The sequence below is a fragment of the Methanobacterium sp. genome, from assembly GCA_030017655.1.
Classification (GTDB): domain Archaea; phylum Methanobacteriota; class Methanobacteria; order Methanobacteriales; family Methanobacteriaceae; genus Methanobacterium_D.
Map to the genome: position 1 here is coordinate 1 of JASEIM010000029.1, position 20,011 is coordinate 20,011.

A 20,011-nucleotide genomic window follows, 5' to 3' on the forward strand; every position below is an offset into this window, starting at 1 on the left:
CCCGCCTTTCACCTGCAGTGATCACTGCAATCGTAAAAGATGGTAAGATTCTCATGGCCAAGCACTCATACGGACTTAAAGACAGGTACAGCCTCGTTGCAGGATTTGTGGAGCCCGGAGAAACCATTGAGGAAGCCGTTGAGCGGGAAACAGAAGAGGAAGTGGGTGTAAAAGTCAAAAATATCAAATATTCCAGCAGCCAGTCCTGGCCATTCCCTCATTCACTAATGCTGGGCTTTACGGCTGAATATGAAAGCGGGGAGATAAAAGTAGATGAAAAAGAGATTTTAGATGCGAAATGGTTCTCTGCTGAGGAAATCCCTCCACTGCCTTCAAAGATGAGTATTGCCAGTGAGTTAATAGATTGGTTCATTGAGAATTATTCAGATCAATAAATTAAATTAGGATTTCAAATTTGATTTCTTTCTACCAAGCAAAAAACTATGTTTTTTGACTGATTGGGCGGTTCATTGAAAAACATTCAAGCTAATATGAGTTTTCAAGATTCCTTTTCTCTTCCTTTTTTTTGCATTTCTTCAGATATAGAAGCCAGCATTATGTAACCCTCACCTTCTACGTTTAATGTAAAGCTTTCAGGATATATTTTCCATCCTTTACTTTCATACATATTTAACTGTTTTTCTATATCCATTATTCTACTTAATTCATCATTAATAGGGTTTCCATTAGAATCTATATCTCCAAACCATAAAACTTTCCATTTTTTAGCCATTAAAATCACACCGGACTACTCTATGCGTTATTTTACCTAAAGTTAATAAGCACTTGGGACATCTTTAAGAGTTCATTATATGTTTTATGAGTTTAATAGTTAAATCATTTAATAAAATGATTTCTCCTTTAAAAAACCAGGCTGCTAGCAGATCTGATTAAAATGAAATACAATATGATAATTAGAATTTTTGCAGAATGGGGGTGGAAATGTGCTGAAATATATTGTTCTGGGGAAAGGGACAGGGCAGGGGAGAAAAACTCTTGATGAAGCATCAAAAAGGATTAAATCCATTAAAAATTCCGTAGAAGAGCTTGATGGGAATTTAACTCTTTACTACACCTTTGGTGAATATGATCTGGTTGCAATTGTTGAACTTCCAGATGAAAACAGCATGGCTAAAATTCTGATAAAAATAAACTCACTGCAGAGCGTATCTACAAAAACACTCCGGGCATGGACAGACACTGAGTTCGTGGAAATGGTTTCTGAACTTAAATAATTCTTAATTTGATTTTGAAAAGATTTAAATTATATTCATTATTCAATTCAATCAAATTTCTGACTGAAGATTTAAAATAGAAGCAATTAAAAAAAAAGCAGTATTATTAGGGACGGCTAAATAAAGAGGGCCTTGAGAGATATAGGATCACTATTAAGCCGTTCCCCAATGATTCATCCAATCTTTTCACTGGACTAATAAGGTCCATATAGTTATTTAGATTCACACCAATATGACTTTTTTAAGAATAAATGTGATTAGTATCACTTGAATACGTTACCATTAATGAAAATAATATAATGATGCCAGACAGTGTTTTACTGAAAGAACTAATATAATTAAATTATTAATGATAACAACGAAAGAATATGAGTAAAATTCCACATATTAATAGTATTAAACTTGAAATTTTAATATAACTCCCCTTGGATCTATAATTCAGGTATTTATTTATCCATGTGTTGTTATAGGTTTTTTTATCCATATTGATAAGCATATTGGCAGAAATAAGCACCCAGCATATTCCTATCATTAGATAGAATATTTGCATTGTTTCCATGATATTTTTTTTTCTTTTGAATAAACATAAATAAGTATCTTTAATTAATTTTTAGTGAAAAAAGGGCATAACTGAAATTTAGTCCCGGTTGAAATGATTTAACCCCTCAAAATACCTAAAATTTTAAGATAAAATAATAATCTTTTTAAAGAGATATAATTAATTTTAACAGAAATGATCCATATAATTAATAAAATAAAAATTTTTATCAATAATTTTATGGATTAAAACAATGAAACTCTCATCATTTTTCCCAGTAACCAGATGGGCTAAATCTTATAATAAAGAATGGCTAAGGCCAGATGTTATTGCTGGAATTACTGTTGGTGCTTTTACAATACCTGAGGCCATGGCATATGTTACTTTAGCCGGTTTACCCCCAGAAGTTGGTCTGTATTCATCCATGGTTGCATTATTCGTTTATATGCTTTTTGGGACATCTAACCAATTATCTATTGGTCCTACTTCCACGCTTTCCATACTGGTTGGTTCTACGCTTGGTACTTTGATGATTTCTAACGCCAGCCAGTATTTAATGACTGTATCGCTTGTAGCGATCATTGTGGGCGTTTTAGCCCTCATATCCTGGGCTTTAAGGTTAGGATTTATAATTAAATTTATTTCAAGAACAGTGTTAACCGGGTTTTTAACAGGTATAGCTCTTTTTATTGCTTCAGGACAGCTTCCAAGGTTATTTGGAATACCTGGATCTCAGGGAAATTTTTTTGACCGCATATATTACTTTTTAGCCCATATTGATCAGACTAACATGGCAACTCTGGCAATTGGTGCAGGAGGAATTATATTTTTATTCCTGGCGAATAGAAAATTCCCTAAACTGCCCAATACTCTTTTTCTGGTTTTAGGATCAATTATTCTCATAACTTTCACTAATCTGGCCTCTTTAGGGATCAAAATAGTCGGTTCCATCCCCCAGGGATTACCCGGCCTGATTATTCCAGATCCAAACATGATAGATTTTAACGTTTTACTTATTCTGGCTACAACTGTCTTTCTTATAAGTTATGTAGAGGGATATTTGTTTGCTTCTGAATATGCTGCAATAAACAGGTATAAAATTGATAAAAACCAGGAATTATTAGCTTTAGGGGTATCCAACATTGCCGTAGGTCTTTTTCAGGGATTACCCATAGGAGGGGTTCCATCAAGAACTGCAGTAAATAATGAAAGCGGAGCAAAAACACCTTTAGCTGGAGGAATATCAGGATTAGTCATTTTATTAGTACTTGTTCTATTTACAGGCATCTTTTACAACTTACCAGAAACTATACTGGCCGCTATTGTACTTTTTGTAATAAAGCGTCTGGTTGACGTACCTCATTTAAAAAGGATCTATAATTTCAGCAAGATAGAATTCGCCATTGCCATTATAACGCTGCTATCTGTGCTATTTTTCGGTGCACTTGAAGGAATAGTGATAGGGGTAATTTTATCAGTCCTAGGATTACTTAAAAATATGTACAACCCACATATAGCTATATTAGGGCGTGTTCCGGGCACCATGAAATATTTAGATATTAATCGCCACCCAGAAAGTGAAATAGTTTCCCATACTCTCATTGTGAGGATTGATGGATCCCAGATTTTCCTGAACACTGAAAGTATAAAAGATACAATAATAGACCTGGTAGATACTCAATATAAAGACATTAGACTGCTTGTTTTAGATTTTGAAGCCACTCCTTTTATTGATTTTTCAGGAATTGAAATGTTAGAAGAACTCACAGATGAGATGAAGCAAAGAGGCATTAAAATCATAGGGGCAAATATGTACGAACCTCTAGAGGATCTAATTAAAAAAAGTAAACTTGAAAAGGAAATTGTTGACAGTGATTTTTGCTTAACCATTGATGAATGCATTAGAAGATGGGAATCTGAAAAAAAGAATTAAAACATTCTTTTATTTTTTTTTAGTTTCCAATCCATCTGAAACCATTAACTAGCTCTTATCTAAATATTAAAAATCGCTGAATAGTAAGACTGGTTTTTAATTTCCTAGAATTCATTTCGTTTAATGACACCTTTAATTTTAAATTAAAGTTATCATTAGTTATTATATAACGATTTAAAACAGTTAGAAGTTTTGTTTAAAAATACATAATTGTATATAGCAATTTATCTAAATATAATAATAATTGTTTTTTTGGAGGTAAATGAATGTCAGAAGAAAATGTAATATACATCGGAACCAAGCCTGTAATGAACTATGTTTTAGCTGTTGTAACACAGATGAACGGCGGAAATTCAGAAGTAATTCTAAAAGCGCGTGGAAGGTCAATAAGTAGAGCTGTGGATGTTGCAGAGATTGTAAGAAATAGATTTATAACCGATGTAGAACTTGGAAGCATAGATATCAGTACAGAAGAAGTATCTAACAGGGAAGGATTAAACAGTAATGTTTCAGCGATTGAAATACAGCTGAACAAATGATAAAAGAGTTAAAAATCAACTCTTTTTTAAAAATTAAAGAATATTTGAAGTATTTCCATGAATAAATTTTTTTAGATATTTAAAAAACCTAGTTTAAGGGATTTACAAATACTGAATTGTTAATTTAAAGGTCAATACTTAAAAAAAAGTAAGATAAAGGGTTATCTTACTGTCTATTTAATCACTTTTTTTAGAAATTATGCCTTACATTTTCCAGTACAATTTTTTTTAAGGTTCTTATTTTGATTAGAGTTCTTTTTTTGAGTACTGCTTTTCTTCTGGTATTTGTGTTTATGTTGGGCTTTAACCTGTGATTTGCTGTTACCCACTTTGGTACTCTTTTTTAGTCCTTTCTTGTATTTGTACTGGTGTTTGGCGTTAACTTTCAATTTTTCAGTACAGTTTTTCTTGGTGTTCTTCTGTTCATTTTTGTACTTGTACAGATTCTTCACTTTTAACTGCTTTTGCGGAGTTGTCGTGTTATTTGTGTCTACTGCAAATGCAGGAACCAGACTGATTGCCATTACCATAACACAGAGGAGCGCTATTTTTTTCATATCTTCTCACCTCCATCTAGTTTTTGTAATATAGAGATGTATAGCATGTTAAAAATAGTTTTTCCAGATTATATCCCTTTTTTATCCTAAATACGTCCAGAATACACCCATAATTATTCCCAAATTATTCCCCAAAATAAGGTTCATTAAATCTGATAAGGTGAGTTAAAAAAAGAGAAGCTTCTAAAATAAAAAACTGGATAAAAATATCTGAAAGTGTTTAATAATAAATTATAAAGAAGTATTTAGTACATTTCAAGCTTTTAAAGTTTTATTTAAGGATTTCTATTTTTCAGTAATGGTAAAAAATAATATTACGTTATATGCACTTAATTATATGGAGGTCCTGATCTGAAATTTAAAAAAATAATTATAATTTTAATTTTAATAATCAGCATAACTGGAATAGCTGGTTGTACAGAGGAAAGCAATAATTTTAATGATAAAAATACTGTTCCGGATTATAATGATTCGTCCAGTCTCCAGAAGGAATCAAATAATACTCCATCTTTAACTTCTACCAATTCTAATTATGAAGCAAGCGGATACTGTTATAACGTGGTTGATGGAGACACAATTGACGTGAAAGGTATTGGAAGAATACGATTTGTGGGTGTAAACACACCAGAAAAAGGTCAACAGGGATACCAACAAGCTAAAAATTTTGTTGAAAGTCTTTGTCTTGGAAAGACCGTTAATTTAGATATAGATGATGCAAAGCACTATGATAAGTATGGAAGAACTCTTGCTGTAGTTTATGTAGGAAATACTAATTTAAATGCAGAACTTTTAAAAATGGGATATGCAGAAGTAATGTATATTCCTCCATCTGAATTTAACCCTTACTCATGGGTAGGGACGGGCAATTATCAAAGTAAGAGTTCAAACAGCAATTCAGCAAATTCTGCCGGATACTACATTGGAAACAGAAATTCAATGAAGTTTCATTTGCCTGATTGCTTTTCAGTAGATAAAATGAGCGAGGCAAACAAAGTACGTTTAAATTCAAGGCAGGAAGCTGTAAATAATGGTTATATTCCCTGTCAGAATTGTGATCCTTAATTTACTACCAGATAAATATATTATTTTAATCAGATTTACTACCAGATCAGGAACTATCAATGTCACAGACCGGAATAGTAAAATAGAATGTTGAACCCTCATCTAACCTGGATTCAACCCATATACGACCCCCATGACGTTCTATAATTCTCTTAGATATTGCAAGTCCAATACCGGTTCCTCTGTATTCATCAATTGTATGCAGGCGCTTGAAAATCTCAAAAATTTTATCACAGTACTGCTGTTCCAATCCAATTCCATTATCTGTAACAGAAAACACATATTCGTTGTTTTTTTCATCTAAATATGCTGATATGTGAACTTTTGCCCGTTCTCCGGATTTTCTGAATTTGATTGCGTTGTCAATTAAATATTGAAACAGCTGTCTCAATTGATTTTCATCTGCCACAACATTTGGAAGAGCATCGTAGGTTATAAATGCATTATTTTCTTTAATCACGTCTTTTAAAGCATTTAATGCTTTTTTAAGTACTTCTTCAGTATTTAAGAATTTAAATTTTCTATCAACGTTTCTGACAAGAGAGTAATCTAATAGGCCTTGAATCATTTCTTTCATTCTCTTAGCACCATCTACCATAAAATTAATGTAATCATCAGCATCTGAATCCAATTTTCCTTTGTAACGCATTTCTATAAGCTGTGCAAAGCTTGCAATACTCCTAAGGGGTTCCTGAAGGTCATGAGATGTGATATAGGTGAACTGTTGAAGTTCATCATTAGAACGTTTTAACTCTTCCACGTAACTTTTTAAATCTTTTTCCGCTTTTCTACGTCTGATATCAATTCTATCGATTGATAGAATACTTAACCATACTAATATTATTAAAACCATTATGGTAAAAAATATGGTAATGGCAGTCCCAAATTCAGCGTCATATAACCCGGATCTCTCCCCTAAAAGCCTTAACCATCCTAAAATTAATGGAACAATAATAATAAACAGCAAAATTCTTCGCCCAAAGACTCCCCCTAATCTGTTACTGGTTAATATTTCCATAAAGCCTTTATCTGGACGGGAAGTAATAACCGCAAGAGCAGTTACAATTAACATAATAGATCCATAAGGAGATGGTGCTGTGGTGTTAATAATAGGATAAATTGCCGTTTGATAAAGGTATCCCAAAACCACGAGAAATGCTACAAGACCCACAATAATAATTAAAACTTGAGAAAACTGAAAATTTCTGTCTTCTTTTCTATCAAGAATTATAAGAGAAATACTTGTTAATAAAAAGCTTAATACTGCCACTAATGACATCCTATTCTGGGCTGCTGTCTGAAAGGCACCTGTTGGCTCTATAAACAATATTTGATCCAGACCTAAATCAACACCAGATATATATTCAAAAAGAGTAAGAGACCCGATCAAAAGAACTATTAAAGATAATGCACGTGTAATCAAAATATTGCGATGGCTAATTCTCTTTTCCTGCAGAAGCCATATACTTATACCTACAAGAAGAAATGACAGAGCACTGTTAGACTTAACAGTAGAATAATTAGAACCAGGAGTTTTAAGAATTCCAATATCAAATGCCCATCCAATAAGAAATAAAATACTGATTATAATTATAAAAATACTTAAAACTTCAGATAATATCTCTAATTTAGATTTATATTGATTTTGGGAATTCATTTAGATCACAATATAGAATAATATTAATATATAAACGTAAATTATTATATATTTTGAATTGACCCCACAAAATGTCTTAATAAATAAATCCTATTTCAAAAAATAAATAAATTTTAAACTCTAAAAGGAACTATAAAGGAGGATAACCATCCCAATACAATTCAATAGCATACCTCGCTGCAATTTCAACCTGTTCTGGATAATCCTTCCTCAATTTATCCAGTAATTCATGTTTATCCCTTGAACCTGCAACTGCATTGATCACCTTTAAATAAACTTCCATAGCTTCTTTAGACGCTTCACATGGAATTTCAAGGGTTATGCAAACATCCCATTCATCAAAAAGAGAAGTTCTGATATACGGAGATATTGAACCAATCAAAACTCCTTTTTCAAGATGTATGAGGGGCGGAACTCCTATTCGCTCTTTTCTGTTTAAATCTGTTAGTTTTTCAAAACTGTTTGAGTTATAACAGTGTAATTCCATGTACATTTCGGGTTTTAAGTCTCTAATTATTGATACAACTTTTTTACCCAGATCAGAGTTATAGTAGTGCCTGTCAAGTGTGCTGATATAAGTACTTTCATCAAAATTGTAAATAGTAAGAATCCCATTTTTAACGTTATCATCAGAAATTCTGGAGAGGGCTTTTATAGTTGTAAGCCCTTCATGTCCATGAACTCCCCCAATAAAAAGACGTTTTGGCCCTTTTCCTTTATTAATTTCTTTATAATAGGTCATTTATGATCAAAAAATAGATTCTTGTATCAAGTTCCTTCTTCCCAGTTTTCAAGATATTCAGCTTGTCTTGAACTTAATTCGTCAATTTCGACATCCATTGCTTTTAATTTGAGTTTTGCAACCCTATTATCGATTTCATCAGATACTTTGTAGACTTTATTATCTAATTTAGTTCCTAAAAGATCTCTGGCTGATAATGCCTGCACAGCAAAACTCATGTCCATAATTTCTGCTGGATGGCCCTGGCCACGTTCACCTGCCAGATTAACCAGTCTCCCATCAGCAAGAAGATAAAATGTTCTTCCATCTTCCATCACAAACCCTTCAATGTCTGATTTAATCTGTTCATGCTTAACAGACATTTTTTCAAGGTCTCCTTTGTTTATCTCAACATTGAAATGGCCAGCATTTGCAAGTATGCATCCGTCCTTCATAACCCTGAAATGTCTTTCTGTAATGACATCGATATCTCCAGTAACGGTTAAAACCATATCTGCATATTTAACTGCTTTTTCAGCTTGCATTACTCTATATCCATCCATTCTTGCTTCTAATGCTCTTATAGGGTCGACTTCGGTAACTATAACATTTGCACCGAGTCCATCTGCCCTCATGGCTACTCCTCTACCACACCATCCGTATCCACATACTACAATGGTTTTTCCGGCAATAAGCATATTTGTTGAACCCATTATTGAGTCAAATGTTGATTGACCGGTTCCATATCTGTTGTCAAATAAGTATTTGGTGTAAGCGTCATTCACAGCAATTACTGGGAATTTCAGCGCTTTATCTTCTGCCATTGCCTTCAGCCTGTGAATTCCAGTTGTTGTTTCTTCGCATGCTCCTATGATGTTTTCTATAAGTTCTGGTCTTTCTTTGTGCACAAGGAATATCATGTCTGCACCATCGTCGATTAAAATGTCTGGTTCGTGATCCAGTACCTTGTGGATTGTTTCATAATATTCCTCTGTGGTTTCTTCCCTCCAGCCGTACATATTGAGCCCCATTGATGCTCCTGCTGCTGTTGCATCATCCTGGGTAGAAAGTGGGTTACATCCTGTCATTGCAACTTCCGCACCGCCAGCTAGAAGTGTTAATCCAAGATTTATTGTTTTTGGTTCAAGATGTAAGCATGATCCAATAGTGATTCCTTTAAATGGCTTTTCTTCCTTAAATTCTGCTTTTATATGTTCTAAAACGGGCATGTGTCTTTGTACCCAGTCAATTTTTTTCTTACCTTCTCCTGCCAGTGACATGTCTTTTACTTTGCTCATTGTTTCACCTGAATATTGTTAAAAATGATTCCTTAATTAAAATCAGCTGATATAAAATTAAATTCTTTTGTTTAATATAGATTATGATAAGCTTTAATCAGTTATGTATTTCATTGAAATTTATTTTGAAGGTTGTTCCATTATTACTTATAATCTCAACTGATCCTTCAAGCTGTTCAACTAAAATATTTACGAGTTTTAACCCTAATGTATCAACATTCTTGATATCAAAGTCTTCTGGAAGCCCTATTCCATTATCTCGAATTGTCATTATGTATTTCCCATCCTTTTTTTCAAGTTTTGTTTCTATTTCTGCTTTATGGTCCTTAAAGAGTTTGGATGATCCATGATGATTGGCAACAGAATCTGCGAATTTATTATCTACAGGTCCGAAGCCAGGAGTTGCGGGATCAGTAAATTTATTAATTGCTGGTTCACAATCAGAGGTTGGAAATGCATATTTTAAAGAATTAGTTATAATTTCATTTATAATTAAACCCAGGGGGATTGCTGTATCAATATTAAATGAGATATCCTGAACGTTTATATTGAATTCAATTGAATTAAAATTATATGCATTGGATAAATAATGTATTATGTCTTTAATATAGTCCTGAATACTAATATTTGACAGATTTTCTGATTTATACAGTTTTTCATGCACTAATGCCATTGATTTAACCCGATTTTGTCCTTCCTGGAATATTTCCAGGGCTTCATTGTCATTTATATAACGGGATTGAAGAGAAAGTAGACTTGATATTATTTGCATGTTATTTTTAACTCTGTGATGAACTTCTCTTAATAAAGTCTCTTTTTCAATTAATGAATTTTTTATTTCCTTTTCAGATTTTTTACGTTCTGTGATGTCCAGTATAAGTGCCAAACACCCCCCATAAGTGCCATTATCAATAATAGGAGATACTCTGAAATATGCATAAATGAGCTCTCCATTTTTTTTAATTAACTGAAGTTCATTATATCCTCTATTTCCTTTTTTAATATCTATGAGACACTTTTCAGCTATATCAACGCTGCTTTGGGGCATTAACGAAAATATATGTCTCCCAACAAGTTCATCTTCGTTATATTCCATCATCTTTACTATTTTGGGGTTTATAAATGTTATTTTGCCTTCAGGATCTGTTGATAAAATACCTTCATCCACATTTTCCACTATTTGTCTGTATTTTTTTTCGCTTTCTTTTAATGCCTGCTCTGTCATTCTACGCTTGTAAATTTCATCCTTTGATGCTAAAAAAAGCCGTTTATTTTCATTTAATGTTAATAACTGGCGAAGAATTACTAAAAATATTATAATTCCAACGCCAAGCTCCAATAGATATACATATTTCTGTTCCAGATTACTTAAAGACCATATTAACGTTATATAGGATATTGCAGCGAAAATTGAAGGAACATAAGACCTGTATCTGAATTTTATGTAATGGGATAAATCAGGGATGTACTTATTAAAATCAACTTTCTGTTCTTTTATTTGAGATAGAGCAGCAAGTCCTGTAAATACGTACCCAATTACCCATCCTATGTCTATTAAACTACCTGCAACATATTCTCCGTATAGAGTAAGGTTCATATAAATAGAATCCGTTATAATCTGAAAAAAAAGCCCTATAATTAGTAAAAATAGAGCAGTCTGGTTTGACTTATTATATAATTTAAACAAGAGGTTAATTAACACGACCAGAACTAAAAAATCGAAGATTACATAGGCTAAAGATACTGCAAATTCTGATGAAATTAAATCTGTTGTTTCTATAAGAGGTAAAATCAATAATGTTAAAAATATTAAAGTGATTGATGTAATCACTATTCCCATATCAACGAACATTTTAAACTGTTTATCCCTCTTCATTGCGTTACGGGACAATAATAAAATACCTGCTGCAAACAGAGGATAATAAAGCAAATAAAAAACATCAGCTATGGAGGACTGCTGATTAAAACCAATTTCTAAAACACCCCATATAACATCCCCCATAAAATAAGAAAGCTGAGCAACTGCCAGGAAAATCCATGCAACATAAATATGCTGTCCATATTTCCTGGAAGATTTAGCAGCAAAAAACAGGAGTATTACAACACCCAGGTTTGTAGCTGGAGATACTATGTCACTAAAAACAGTGCTGTAATGTTGATGACCCCCTAAGAAGATTAAAAATAGTTCATATGTAATAATAAGTGAAATGCCAAATATTGAAGCATATTTTAAATTCATCAATTTTTTATTTATAAAAATACAGCACACCCCTTATTTGACAAAAGTATTATCATTAGTTATGTGGACTAAATTATTTATAATTAATATTATTTGATAATTAAATTAGAAATAAATATTAGATAAGTATAAGAAACCATTAAAGGTTAAACTGTTTCTATATACCTAATCAACAAAAATAATCATAATTCAGCGTTTTATTATGTTATATATCCTTTAAATAGCATTATTCGTAATTTAAAGCAGTATATTATTAAAAATATATCTTTAGCCAATAATTTATATAATATGCTTTCTAATCTGTAGATATGGGAGGAAATGAAACTTTATATCAAAGTCCAGAATTTTATTATAATAAACTGGGAGAAATGTATCTTGACGAAAATGAACTAGAGGTATCTTCTGACTTTGAAGCAAGGGCCACATTAGTCAAATTAAAAAAGCTAGAAAAAGATTTATTAAAACTTAAACGAGAAATATCAACAGATATGAGGACCATTAGAAATATGTACCTCGATGAATCAATAATAGAAAGACCTAAGATTCTAGGATTATTTAGCATAGGGAAAAAGCTTTCAAAAACACAAAAGAGAAAAAAACTGCTTTTTGAACGTGCGAAAGCTCTTAAACCTTATGAAGAGATTATAGAAATTATTGAAGACTATATCCTACAAATTGATGATTTAAGAAAATATATTCAAAGAGAATCTTTAGAAACCTATGCACCTTCTGAATATACTAAAGTTACCAAAAAGTAGTATTTAAAAAAAATAGGAAGCTTTAAGCCCCCTATAAATGTTTCATTACAAGAAATTCATTATCTGTAATGAATTAAATCAACCTTTTCTTCTGCTTTAACTTTTCTCATTGCTTTTTTGAAATATTTCATCTCAACATTATCAGCTTTTATGTTGTCCCTGAGTGTCAGCATGACTGCTTCACGGCAGACTGCTTCAATATCAGCCCCAACATATCCATCTGTATTTTTAGCGAGATATTTTAAGTCCACATCATCTGCAAGGGGCATATTTCTGGTGTGAACCTTGAATATTTCAAGTCTTGCTTTTTCGTCTGGATCATCAACTTTAACATGTCTGTCAAATCTTCCAGGTCGTACAAGTGCAGGATCTATAATATCCACCCTGTTTGTGGCGGCTATGACTGCTACATCCTGTAACTCTTCCATTCCATCAATCTCTGTCAGAAGCTGGTTAACAACTCTTTGAGTAACCCCTGAATCGGTGCTTCCCCCACCTCTTGTGGATGCAATGGAGTCTATTTCATCAAAGAAGATTACTGTTGGGGCTGTTTGTCTTGCTTTTCTGAAAATTTCTCTTACACCTTTTTCAGATTCGCCAACCCATTTTGACAGTAATTCAGGTCCTTTTACTGCGATGAAGTTAGAATCACTTTCGTTTGCTACTGCCTTTGCAAGAAGGGTTTTACCTGTTCCTGGCGGGCCGTAAATAAGGACTCCTTTAGGCGGGTTTATTCCAAATTTTTCAAAGTTTTCAGGGTATTTTAAAGGCCATTCGACAGCCTCTTGTAATTCCTGTTTTGCCTTTTCAAGTCCACCTATGTCATCCCATTTAACATCAGGGACCTGTACAAGAACTTCACGTAGTGCTGATGGTTGTATTTCTTTTAAAGCCTCTTTGAAATCAGCCTTTTTAACAATTATCTTTTGAAGAACTTCCTTTGGAATTTCTTCTTCATCAGACTTAATCTCTGGAAGAATTCTTCTTAAAACTCTCATTGCAGCTTCTTTAGCTAAAGATTCCAGGTCTGCACCTACAAATCCATGTGTAACATCTGCCATTTCATCTAAATCCACATTTTCTTCTAAGGGCATTCCTCTGGTGTGTATTTGAAGAACTTCTTTTCTTCCGTCCTTATCTGGAACGCCTATTTCTATTTCTCTGTCGAATCTTCCAGGTCTTCTAATTGCAGGGTCAAGTGCGTCAACTCTGTTGGTTGCACCAATCACCATGACCTGTCCTCTGGTTTTAAGACCATCCATAAGTGTAAGAAGCTGTGCTACGGTTCTTCGTTCAGCTTCTCCTGTGACTTCTTCACGTTTAGGTGCAATAGCGTCGATTTCATCAATAAATACAATTGATGGGGCGTTTTCTTCAGCTTCTTCAAATATTTCCCTGAGCCTTTCTTCAGATCCACCTACATATTTACTCATGATCTCTGGACCGTTTATGGTTATGAAATGAGCATCACTTTCATTGGCTACAGCTTTCGCAAGTAATGTTTTACCAGTTCCTGGAGGTCCATGCATTAACACTCCCTTAGGGGGTGATATTCCCAGTCTTTCAAAGAGTTCTGGTCTTTTTAATGGGATTTCTATCATTTCCCTTACTTTTTTAACTTCTTCTTTAAGACCACCGATGTCTTCGTAGGTCACATCTACAAAGTTTTTGACACCTTCAAGTTTGGATACATCTACAGGATTTTGCTGTATTTCAACATCACTCATTTGAGTAACTTTAACTATTCCTGATGGCTTGGTTGAGACCACTGCAAGCTTTAATTCACCCATCGGAGCTATATCTCTGAAGAATTCATCGAAAAGACTTCCCCTCATCGAAGTTGCAGGTTGTCTAAACCCCGATATGATTATATCACCTTTAGAAAGAACTCTGCCTGCAAAAGCCCCCCTTACGTCACCCTGAACCATTATTTGCTGTTCGACAGGCGCTAAGACCACTTTTTGCGCTTCTTTAACACTTGCACGCCTTACCCTTACCTCTTCTCCTATTGAGGCTCCTGCGTTCTTTCTCATGTATCCATCGATTCTTATAATTCCTAAACCAATGTCTGATTGGGATGAAGCAACTGTTGCTGCTGTTAACTTGCTTCCTTCTATTTCTATTATGTCACCATCGAGGAGATCTAATTTCTCCATGCATGCGGGATCTATTCTTGCAACTGACCTTCCTACGTCAGATTGTGAAAATGCTTCTGCTACTTTTAATTTCATTTCTTTATCAGTCATGTTTACCCCCATTAAATGTTTTTATAATGATTAATTTTAGTTAAAAGTAATTTTAAACACGAATTAAGTTTTAGTTAACTTGAGTTACTATAATAACTTGTAATTTTAAGTATATAAATCTTTTGGTTTTTTGTATTAATCATAATGTAAAATACCTTTATTATGTATTATTGTATTCAAATACTATAAATTTAACCATTTATATTAATAAAAATGTAAAAATAAATTTATAAACTCATTTAAAGACATATAATATCCTCAGTTAGATAAATAAAATAAAATATCAGCGGATTTTGGCCCCAAACCCTTTTAAAAGGTTTTCAACGGCAAATCTTGCTTCTGGATTTAATACTTCGTATTTAATGGTGATACTAATTTTTTCATCAGGTATCTGGTTTCCCTTGTATAAATCAGCGATTTCAACATTAATTACATCTTCTAAATTCATTATTGTGGCAGCAATAATTTCAGGATTGCATTCTTGTGGAAAAACGGCAGAAACATCATAGGTTTTTTTGGGAAAATTTTCTATTTTCCATTTAAGAACTTCCCTATCATCCATAACTTCAACATTGGATAATTTCAATCTAATTTCTTTATTATTTTCATTCAAAAATACAAAATCAGGAGATATATCTTTTAAAACCCCTAAATGGACATTGCCTGAATAAATATGTCTTAATCCAACTTCATGACCTATAGAATTTTTAAGAAGTACTATCTCCTCATTTAAAGCAGATATTGCTTTATCAGATCTTCCAAGAGCTGCTTCCAAGTCATCCAGATGTTTTGCTGCAGAACCCATTACACGTACAAATTCATCTTCATGATGATTGGAAATCATGTCCATCAGACTTTTGTAAGTTGAAAGAAAAGTTTTGTGGGTTTTTTCAGTGTATTTGTTATGCGTCTGTATCGAATAAAAGAGATAAGGATTTTGAGCGACAATCCTTGCAATCATATCCACCATAAGATTATAAATGGGACTTGCAAATTTCCTGGATTCTTTTACGTCAACATCGAGCTTTTTAATGGTTGCAGCAATGCTGATATAAGCAAAATGAGTTAATCCCTGAACAATACTCATCATCTGGTCATGTATCTGAGGAGTGGTGACTAAAATTCGAGCATTTTCCTTCTCAAGGAATTCATATACTTTATCATACCATCTACTCTTCTTAATTGGCGTCATTACAACAACCTGCCCATCCAGTGATCTGATTCTTGGACCGAACATAGGATGGGTGGGTAAAACTTCAACATCTTGACCAACATACTCATACATTGTTTCTGTGGGTTCTTCTTTTACAGATGTTACATCCATTAATAGAGAACCTTTTTTCATAACTGGAGCAATTTCTTTTATGATTGATGGAGTTGCATCAATGGGAACTGATACTATAACCACATCCGCCTGTGAAGCTGCAGTTATATTGTCATCGGTATAATCAGCGCCAATTTTTTTTGATGCCCTTTCACCAGAAATTTTGTCTCTTCCAGTAATAACCACATCAAAGCCTCTATTTTGAAGAAACTTAGCAATCCAGTTGCCTAATCCTCGTGTTCCACCAATTACTGCAATTCTCAAAGAAAAATCTCCTTGATTTTTTCATGTATAAATATATTTTTAATATTTTTTTTATTAAATATATAAAAATGGGTTAAGTTGATTAGATAAAAGTAGATGGATGATTTATAACTTTTATAAATAAAAATTTACTATATTTATATCTCATATCTACTTAATTACTATTTTTTCTAATTATAATGAATAACTGCCTTTAATATTCATTTTTCAGATTTATACAGGGAATATAAGAAAATTTAAGGGTTCTATCTTTGTATATTTAAAAAAAATACTCGCAAACGGTTTAAAACCTATTTTAAAAATTATTTAAACTTTATTTATATAAAAACTCTATAAAAGTATGATATGGAATAAGAGGTATTCCATTAGATAGTGAACAATTACATTCTTTAAAATCTAAAAATAAAATAATAACAAAAATATGATTATATTTCCACTGCCTTGATTTCTTTTACCTTTTCACCTCCGGCTATGTTTTCAAGGGTGCCTAAAAGTTCTAATACTTTTTCATTTCCAAAGATATCTCCAAATCCATTGAATTCGGAAGTATTCTTTAGGAAAAGGCCCCTTCTTTTCATTGGAGTACCTCTTTCGTTGATTGGGTTGATTTCAACCATTAATGTCTCATTATTTCCATCTGCAGGGGTTTTTACTAAGTATACACCATTAACTGATGTTGGTACTCTCTGCCATGCTTTAACTTCTTTTAATGCATTTCTTATTTTATTTTCCAGTTCTTTAGCCATGTAATTACCTCCAGATATGGGTCTATATGAAGTAATATATAAATATATCATATTATATTAACTATATTTAATAAATGATGTACGCACCAACATGTACGCAAAAATTATTAAAAATCGAATCCCCATCAACATTTATAATCAAATTTATACACTTAAAAAGGAAAAAAGGAGCTAATTAATCTTAAAAAAATAATTTCAAAATCCATTAAAATATTTAATTACATTATAGATATAGAAAATAAAAGAAAAAGAATCAGGTATAATAAAGAAAATTAAGCTTTAATATTATTAGATTATACATGTGAATTGAATAACAGGATAAATGGTTTAAATGCGTATTGTTCATCAAGACACTAAAAAAGGAGTAATTGAACTTATTCCAGAAACACTGGACGATCTCTGGCATCTATCACATATAATTGAGCCTGGTGATTTAATATCCTCTAAAACCACCCGTAGAATACAGGATTCTACAGGAGAACGATTAAGAAGTGATAGGGGGATTAAAAAAACATTTTTTATGGGAATAAGGGTAGAAAACATAAGTTTTCATAAATACACAGGGAAATTAAGAGCTACAGGAATAATAGAGCACGGCCCGGAAGATCTGGTTCCCATTGGATCCCATCACACACTTGATCTTAAACTTAAAAATTCCATAAAGATTACCAAGGAAAAATGGTCAAGATGGGCCATCAAACGGCTGAAGAACGCTGTAGATTCATCTAAAAAGCCTTCAGCAATTATTGTTGCAATTGAAGATGATGTTGCCGATTTAGGAATTATTAAACAGTACGGCATTGATTATTATGGTCCTATTATCGGGGGAATATCTGGAAAAAGAATTATTCAAAAAGATAGAGGTAAAAACATAGTCAGTTTTTATGATGAAGTTGCAAAAACACTTTCGGGCTTTGAGGACATTCAGGGAATTGTAATAGCAGGTCCTGGCTTTACAAAAGGGGATTTCTACGATTTTTTAAGTGAAAAATATCCGGATATAGCTAAAATCTCGGCAGTTGAGAGTACAGGAACAGGCGGACGTGTGGGGATTCAGGAAGTCCTTAAAAAGGGCACTATTGAACAGATGGCAACCGAGGGACGTATAGCTCAGGAAATGAGACTAATGGGCAGGGTTTTAGGAGAAATTGGAAAATCTTCAAAACTGGTGGCTTATGGAAAAACAGAAGTAAAAGAAGCTGCTCAAGCTGGTGCTGCTGAAAAACTCCTTGTTCTTGATAAAATGGTGCGTGAAGAAGATATTGAAAAAATAATGGACATTGTGGAGAATATGGGCGGTAAAGTAATGATTGTAAGCAGCGAACATGAAGGAGGTAAGCAGCTTGGTGCTTTAGGTGGTATTGCAGCATTATTAAGGTATAGTTTGGGATAAATATTAAAATAATTCTTTAAATAAAATTTAAGGTGAAATATGATTGCAAAACGCCTTATAGAAAAATGTAATGAGTGCAATATATGTAAAGAAATTGTTAATTGCCCTCTTGGTAATGTAAAGTCCATTGCAGGAACTGATAAATGTATCGGATGCGGAATATGTACATTATCATGCCCAGAAGAAGCCATAGTTTTGCAGGAAGCTCATAAAGAAAAAATAAAAGTTTATGTGAATAAAAAGGAAGTTATGGCATGTGGAACTGTAAAAAATGCATTAATTTCTTCAAATATAAAACTGAGTAAATATCCAGATTTTAAAAATGAAGATGAAATTTTTATACCCTGTGAATGCGGAGGATGCTGGACCTGTCTAGCACATGTAAACGGCCGTTTCGCACCAGTATGTATTACACCATTGAGAGAAGGAATGAAAATAGACACACAAACCCATAGGGACGAATATCCATCTTTAAGAGTTGTGAGCGGCTTCGGAGTGCATACAGTCGGAGGAGTTGGAACTCCGTACAGTTTAAAAAGTATAAGAGGCCCTATTGAAGTTGTTGGATTCACTCACGGTTGTAATTTAAGATGTCCTCAATGTCAGAATTTTCCAATAGCTTTAACTTCAGGAGGTCATCTACTTGAGGCATATGAAACTTCTCAGATACTTTTAGGATTAAAAGAACTTCATGGGCTGGATAGAATTGCAATTTCTGGTGGAGAAAGTACATTAAATAGAAAATGGCTGGTTGAAGTGATTAAATCACTAAGAAATCAGGATAAAAATGTTAAAATTCATGTTGATACTAATGGAACCATTTTAAGCCATGAATACATTGACGAACTTGTAAAATGTGGAATGACCGACATAGGAATTGATCTGAAATCATCAGATGTTTCAACTTACATGAACATTACTGGCCTGAATGATGAAAAACTGGCTGAAAAGTATCTTGAAACATCATGGAGTGCTGTAAAATACATAATTGATAATTATTTTGAAGATATATTTTTAGGAATAGGAATACCCTACAATAGCGCCCTTATTTCGGAAGATGAAATTGAAGAAATTGGAAAAAAAATTTTCAGCTTGAATCCAGATGTTCAAGTATGTGTTCTTGATTACAGACCCGAATTTAGAAGAAAAAACCTTATTAAACCTTCAACCAGTGAAATAATCCAGATAAAAGACCTTCTGAATTCTGTTGGTCTTAATACTGTTATTGTTCAGACCAGTGAGGGGCATTTTGGGCCTTAAATATTTTTAAACCTTATTTTCACCCAATATTCCTAATTTAAGCTTAAAATTAATGATATTTGTATTTTAATACATTGCTTTTTGACAAAAAGAAAAAAAGCAAAGATTATTTATTATATTTCAATATATTATATTTTAGTATATTATAGGAGGACAAAAATGCGCAAAATAATCGGAATTTTTCTCTGTTTACTCCTGGTTTTTTCTATAATTGATGTAAGTTTTGCAGGCACATATCTAG

16 protein-coding genes and 1 pseudogene are annotated in these 20,011 nt (G+C 32.9%); 8 read left to right on the forward strand and 9 right to left on the reverse strand.

From position 1 onward, the window contains the following. A partial coding sequence (nudC, locus tag QMD61_10265) for an NAD(+) diphosphatase (protein MDI6725016.1) occupies positions 1-395 on the forward strand: 395 nt, incomplete at its 5' end. Between the two features lie 104 nt (positions 396-499). Here the strand turns inward: nudC and QMD61_10270 are convergent. After that, a complete protein-coding gene (locus QMD61_10270; GenBank protein MDI6725017.1) occupies positions 500-733 on the reverse strand; it encodes a hypothetical protein in 234 nt (77 codons plus the stop codon). Positions 734-944: 211 nt separating this feature from the next. Here QMD61_10270 and QMD61_10275 point away from each other — a divergent pair, with 211 nt between their 5' ends. The 3 genes from QMD61_10275 to albA all read left to right on the forward strand — a co-directional run bounded on the left by QMD61_10275 (position 945) and on the right by albA (position 4,245). Further along, on the forward strand, positions 945-1,235 hold the full coding sequence (locus QMD61_10275) for a GYD domain-containing protein (protein MDI6725018.1): 291 nt from the start codon (positions 945-947) through the stop codon (positions 1,233-1,235). 791 nt (positions 1,236-2,026) lie between these two features. Continuing rightward, positions 2,027-3,706, forward strand: coding sequence for a SulP family inorganic anion transporter (locus QMD61_10280; GenBank protein MDI6725019.1), 1,680 nt, complete (start codon positions 2,027-2,029; stop codon positions 3,704-3,706). Between the two features lie 266 nt (positions 3,707-3,972). Then, complete coding sequence (gene albA, locus QMD61_10285) at positions 3,973-4,245, forward strand: DNA-binding protein Alba (GenBank protein ID MDI6725020.1); 273 nt, start codon at positions 3,973-3,975, stop codon at positions 4,243-4,245. A gap of 197 nt (positions 4,246-4,442) precedes the next feature. Here albA and QMD61_10290 read toward each other — a convergent pair whose 3' ends face one another. Next, positions 4,443-4,802: a hypothetical protein gene (locus QMD61_10290; protein ID MDI6725021.1), complete on the reverse strand. Its 360-nt coding sequence runs from the start codon at positions 4,800-4,802 to the stop codon at positions 4,443-4,445. Between the two features lie 351 nt (positions 4,803-5,153). Between QMD61_10290 and QMD61_10295 the strand changes: the two are divergent. Next, positions 5,154-5,639: pseudogene (locus QMD61_10295) on the forward strand (thermonuclease family protein). A 271-nt stretch (positions 5,640-5,910) separates the two neighbouring features. Here QMD61_10295 and QMD61_10300 read toward each other — a convergent pair. The 4 genes from QMD61_10300 to QMD61_10315 all read right to left on the reverse strand — a co-directional run bounded on the left by QMD61_10300 (position 5,911) and on the right by QMD61_10315 (position 11,779). Beyond that, positions 5,911-7,521 carry an ATP-binding protein gene (locus QMD61_10300; protein ID MDI6725022.1) on the reverse strand — a complete coding sequence of 537 codons (1,611 nt, stop codon included), beginning with the start codon at positions 7,519-7,521 and terminating at the stop codon, positions 5,911-5,913. A gap of 130 nt (positions 7,522-7,651) precedes the next feature. Beyond that, complete coding sequence (locus QMD61_10305; GenBank protein ID MDI6725023.1) at positions 7,652-8,263, reverse strand: DUF2119 domain-containing protein; 612 nt, start codon at positions 8,261-8,263, stop codon at positions 7,652-7,654. Positions 8,264-8,289: 26 nt separating this feature from the next. Then, on the reverse strand, positions 8,290-9,540 hold the full coding sequence (gene ahcY / locus QMD61_10310; GenBank protein ID MDI6725024.1) for an adenosylhomocysteinase: 1,251 nt from the start codon (positions 9,538-9,540) through the stop codon (positions 8,290-8,292). Between the two features lie 97 nt (positions 9,541-9,637). Beyond that, entirely contained in the window at positions 9,638-11,779 is a 2,142-nt protein-coding gene (locus tag QMD61_10315) for a histidine kinase dimerization/phosphoacceptor domain -containing protein (protein ID MDI6725025.1), read from the reverse strand. A gap of 308 nt (positions 11,780-12,087) precedes the next feature. On the opposite strand from QMD61_10315, the gene QMD61_10320 reads away from it, so the two are divergent. Next, on the forward strand, positions 12,088-12,537 hold the full coding sequence (locus QMD61_10320) for a hypothetical protein (protein MDI6725026.1): 450 nt from the start codon (positions 12,088-12,090) through the stop codon (positions 12,535-12,537). Positions 12,538-12,596: 59 nt separating this feature from the next. Here the strand turns inward: QMD61_10320 and QMD61_10325 are convergent, their stop codons facing one another. The 3 genes from QMD61_10325 to QMD61_10335 form a co-directional block, all read right to left on the reverse strand. Continuing rightward, a complete protein-coding gene (locus QMD61_10325; protein MDI6725027.1) occupies positions 12,597-14,783 on the reverse strand; it encodes a CDC48 family AAA ATPase in 2,187 nt (728 codons plus the stop codon). A gap of 283 nt (positions 14,784-15,066) precedes the next feature. Further along, complete coding sequence (locus tag QMD61_10330) at positions 15,067-16,371, reverse strand: prephenate dehydrogenase (GenBank protein MDI6725028.1); 1,305 nt, start codon at positions 16,369-16,371, stop codon at positions 15,067-15,069. 425 nt (positions 16,372-16,796) lie between these two features. Further along, on the reverse strand, positions 16,797-17,117 hold the full coding sequence (locus QMD61_10335) for a hypothetical protein (protein MDI6725029.1): 321 nt from the start codon (positions 17,115-17,117) through the stop codon (positions 16,797-16,799). Between the two features lie 331 nt (positions 17,118-17,448). Between QMD61_10335 and QMD61_10340 the strand changes: the two genes are divergently transcribed. Beyond that, positions 17,449-18,510, forward strand: a complete 1,062-nt coding sequence (locus tag QMD61_10340; protein ID MDI6725030.1) for an mRNA surveillance protein pelota — start codon at positions 17,449-17,451, stop codon at positions 18,508-18,510. A 39-nt stretch (positions 18,511-18,549) separates the two neighbouring features. Next, positions 18,550-19,770 carry a radical SAM protein gene (locus QMD61_10345; protein MDI6725031.1) on the forward strand — a complete coding sequence of 407 codons (1,221 nt, stop codon included), beginning with the start codon at positions 18,550-18,552 and terminating at the stop codon, positions 19,768-19,770. Positions 19,771-20,011 lie beyond the last annotated feature (241 nt).

Excerpts from the sequence above, each read along its gene's own strand:
- QMD61_10340 (MDI6725030.1), top strand. The coding sequence starts at position 17,449 with ATGCGTATTGTTCATCAAGACACTAAAAAAGGAGTAATTGAACTTATT.
- QMD61_10315 (MDI6725025.1), bottom strand. The coding sequence starts at position 11,779 with ATGAATTTAAAATATGCTTCAATATTTGGCATTTCACTTATTATTACA.
- QMD61_10280 (MDI6725019.1), top strand. The coding sequence starts at position 2,027 with ATGAAACTCTCATCATTTTTCCCAGTAACCAGATGGGCTAAATCTTAT.
- QMD61_10270 (MDI6725017.1), bottom strand. The coding sequence starts at position 733 with ATGGCTAAAAAATGGAAAGTTTTATGGTTTGGAGATATAGATTCTAAT.
- QMD61_10345 (MDI6725031.1), top strand. The coding sequence starts at position 18,550 with ATGATTGCAAAACGCCTTATAGAAAAATGTAATGAGTGCAATATATGT.
- QMD61_10335 (MDI6725029.1), bottom strand. The coding sequence starts at position 17,117 with ATGGCTAAAGAACTGGAAAATAAAATAAGAAATGCATTAAAAGAAGTT.
- QMD61_10305 (MDI6725023.1), bottom strand. The coding sequence starts at position 8,263 with ATGACCTATTATAAAGAAATTAATAAAGGAAAAGGGCCAAAACGTCTT.
- albA (MDI6725020.1), top strand. The coding sequence starts at position 3,973 with ATGTCAGAAGAAAATGTAATATACATCGGAACCAAGCCTGTAATGAAC.
- QMD61_10300 (MDI6725022.1), bottom strand. The coding sequence starts at position 7,521 with ATGAATTCCCAAAATCAATATAAATCTAAATTAGAGATATTATCTGAA.
- ahcY (MDI6725024.1), bottom strand. The coding sequence starts at position 9,540 with ATGAGCAAAGTAAAAGACATGTCACTGGCAGGAGAAGGTAAGAAAAAA.
- QMD61_10320 (MDI6725026.1), top strand. The coding sequence starts at position 12,088 with ATGGGAGGAAATGAAACTTTATATCAAAGTCCAGAATTTTATTATAAT.
- QMD61_10290 (MDI6725021.1), bottom strand. The coding sequence starts at position 4,802 with ATGAAAAAAATAGCGCTCCTCTGTGTTATGGTAATGGCAATCAGTCTG.
- QMD61_10325 (MDI6725027.1), bottom strand. The coding sequence starts at position 14,783 with ATGACTGATAAAGAAATGAAATTAAAAGTAGCAGAAGCATTTTCACAA.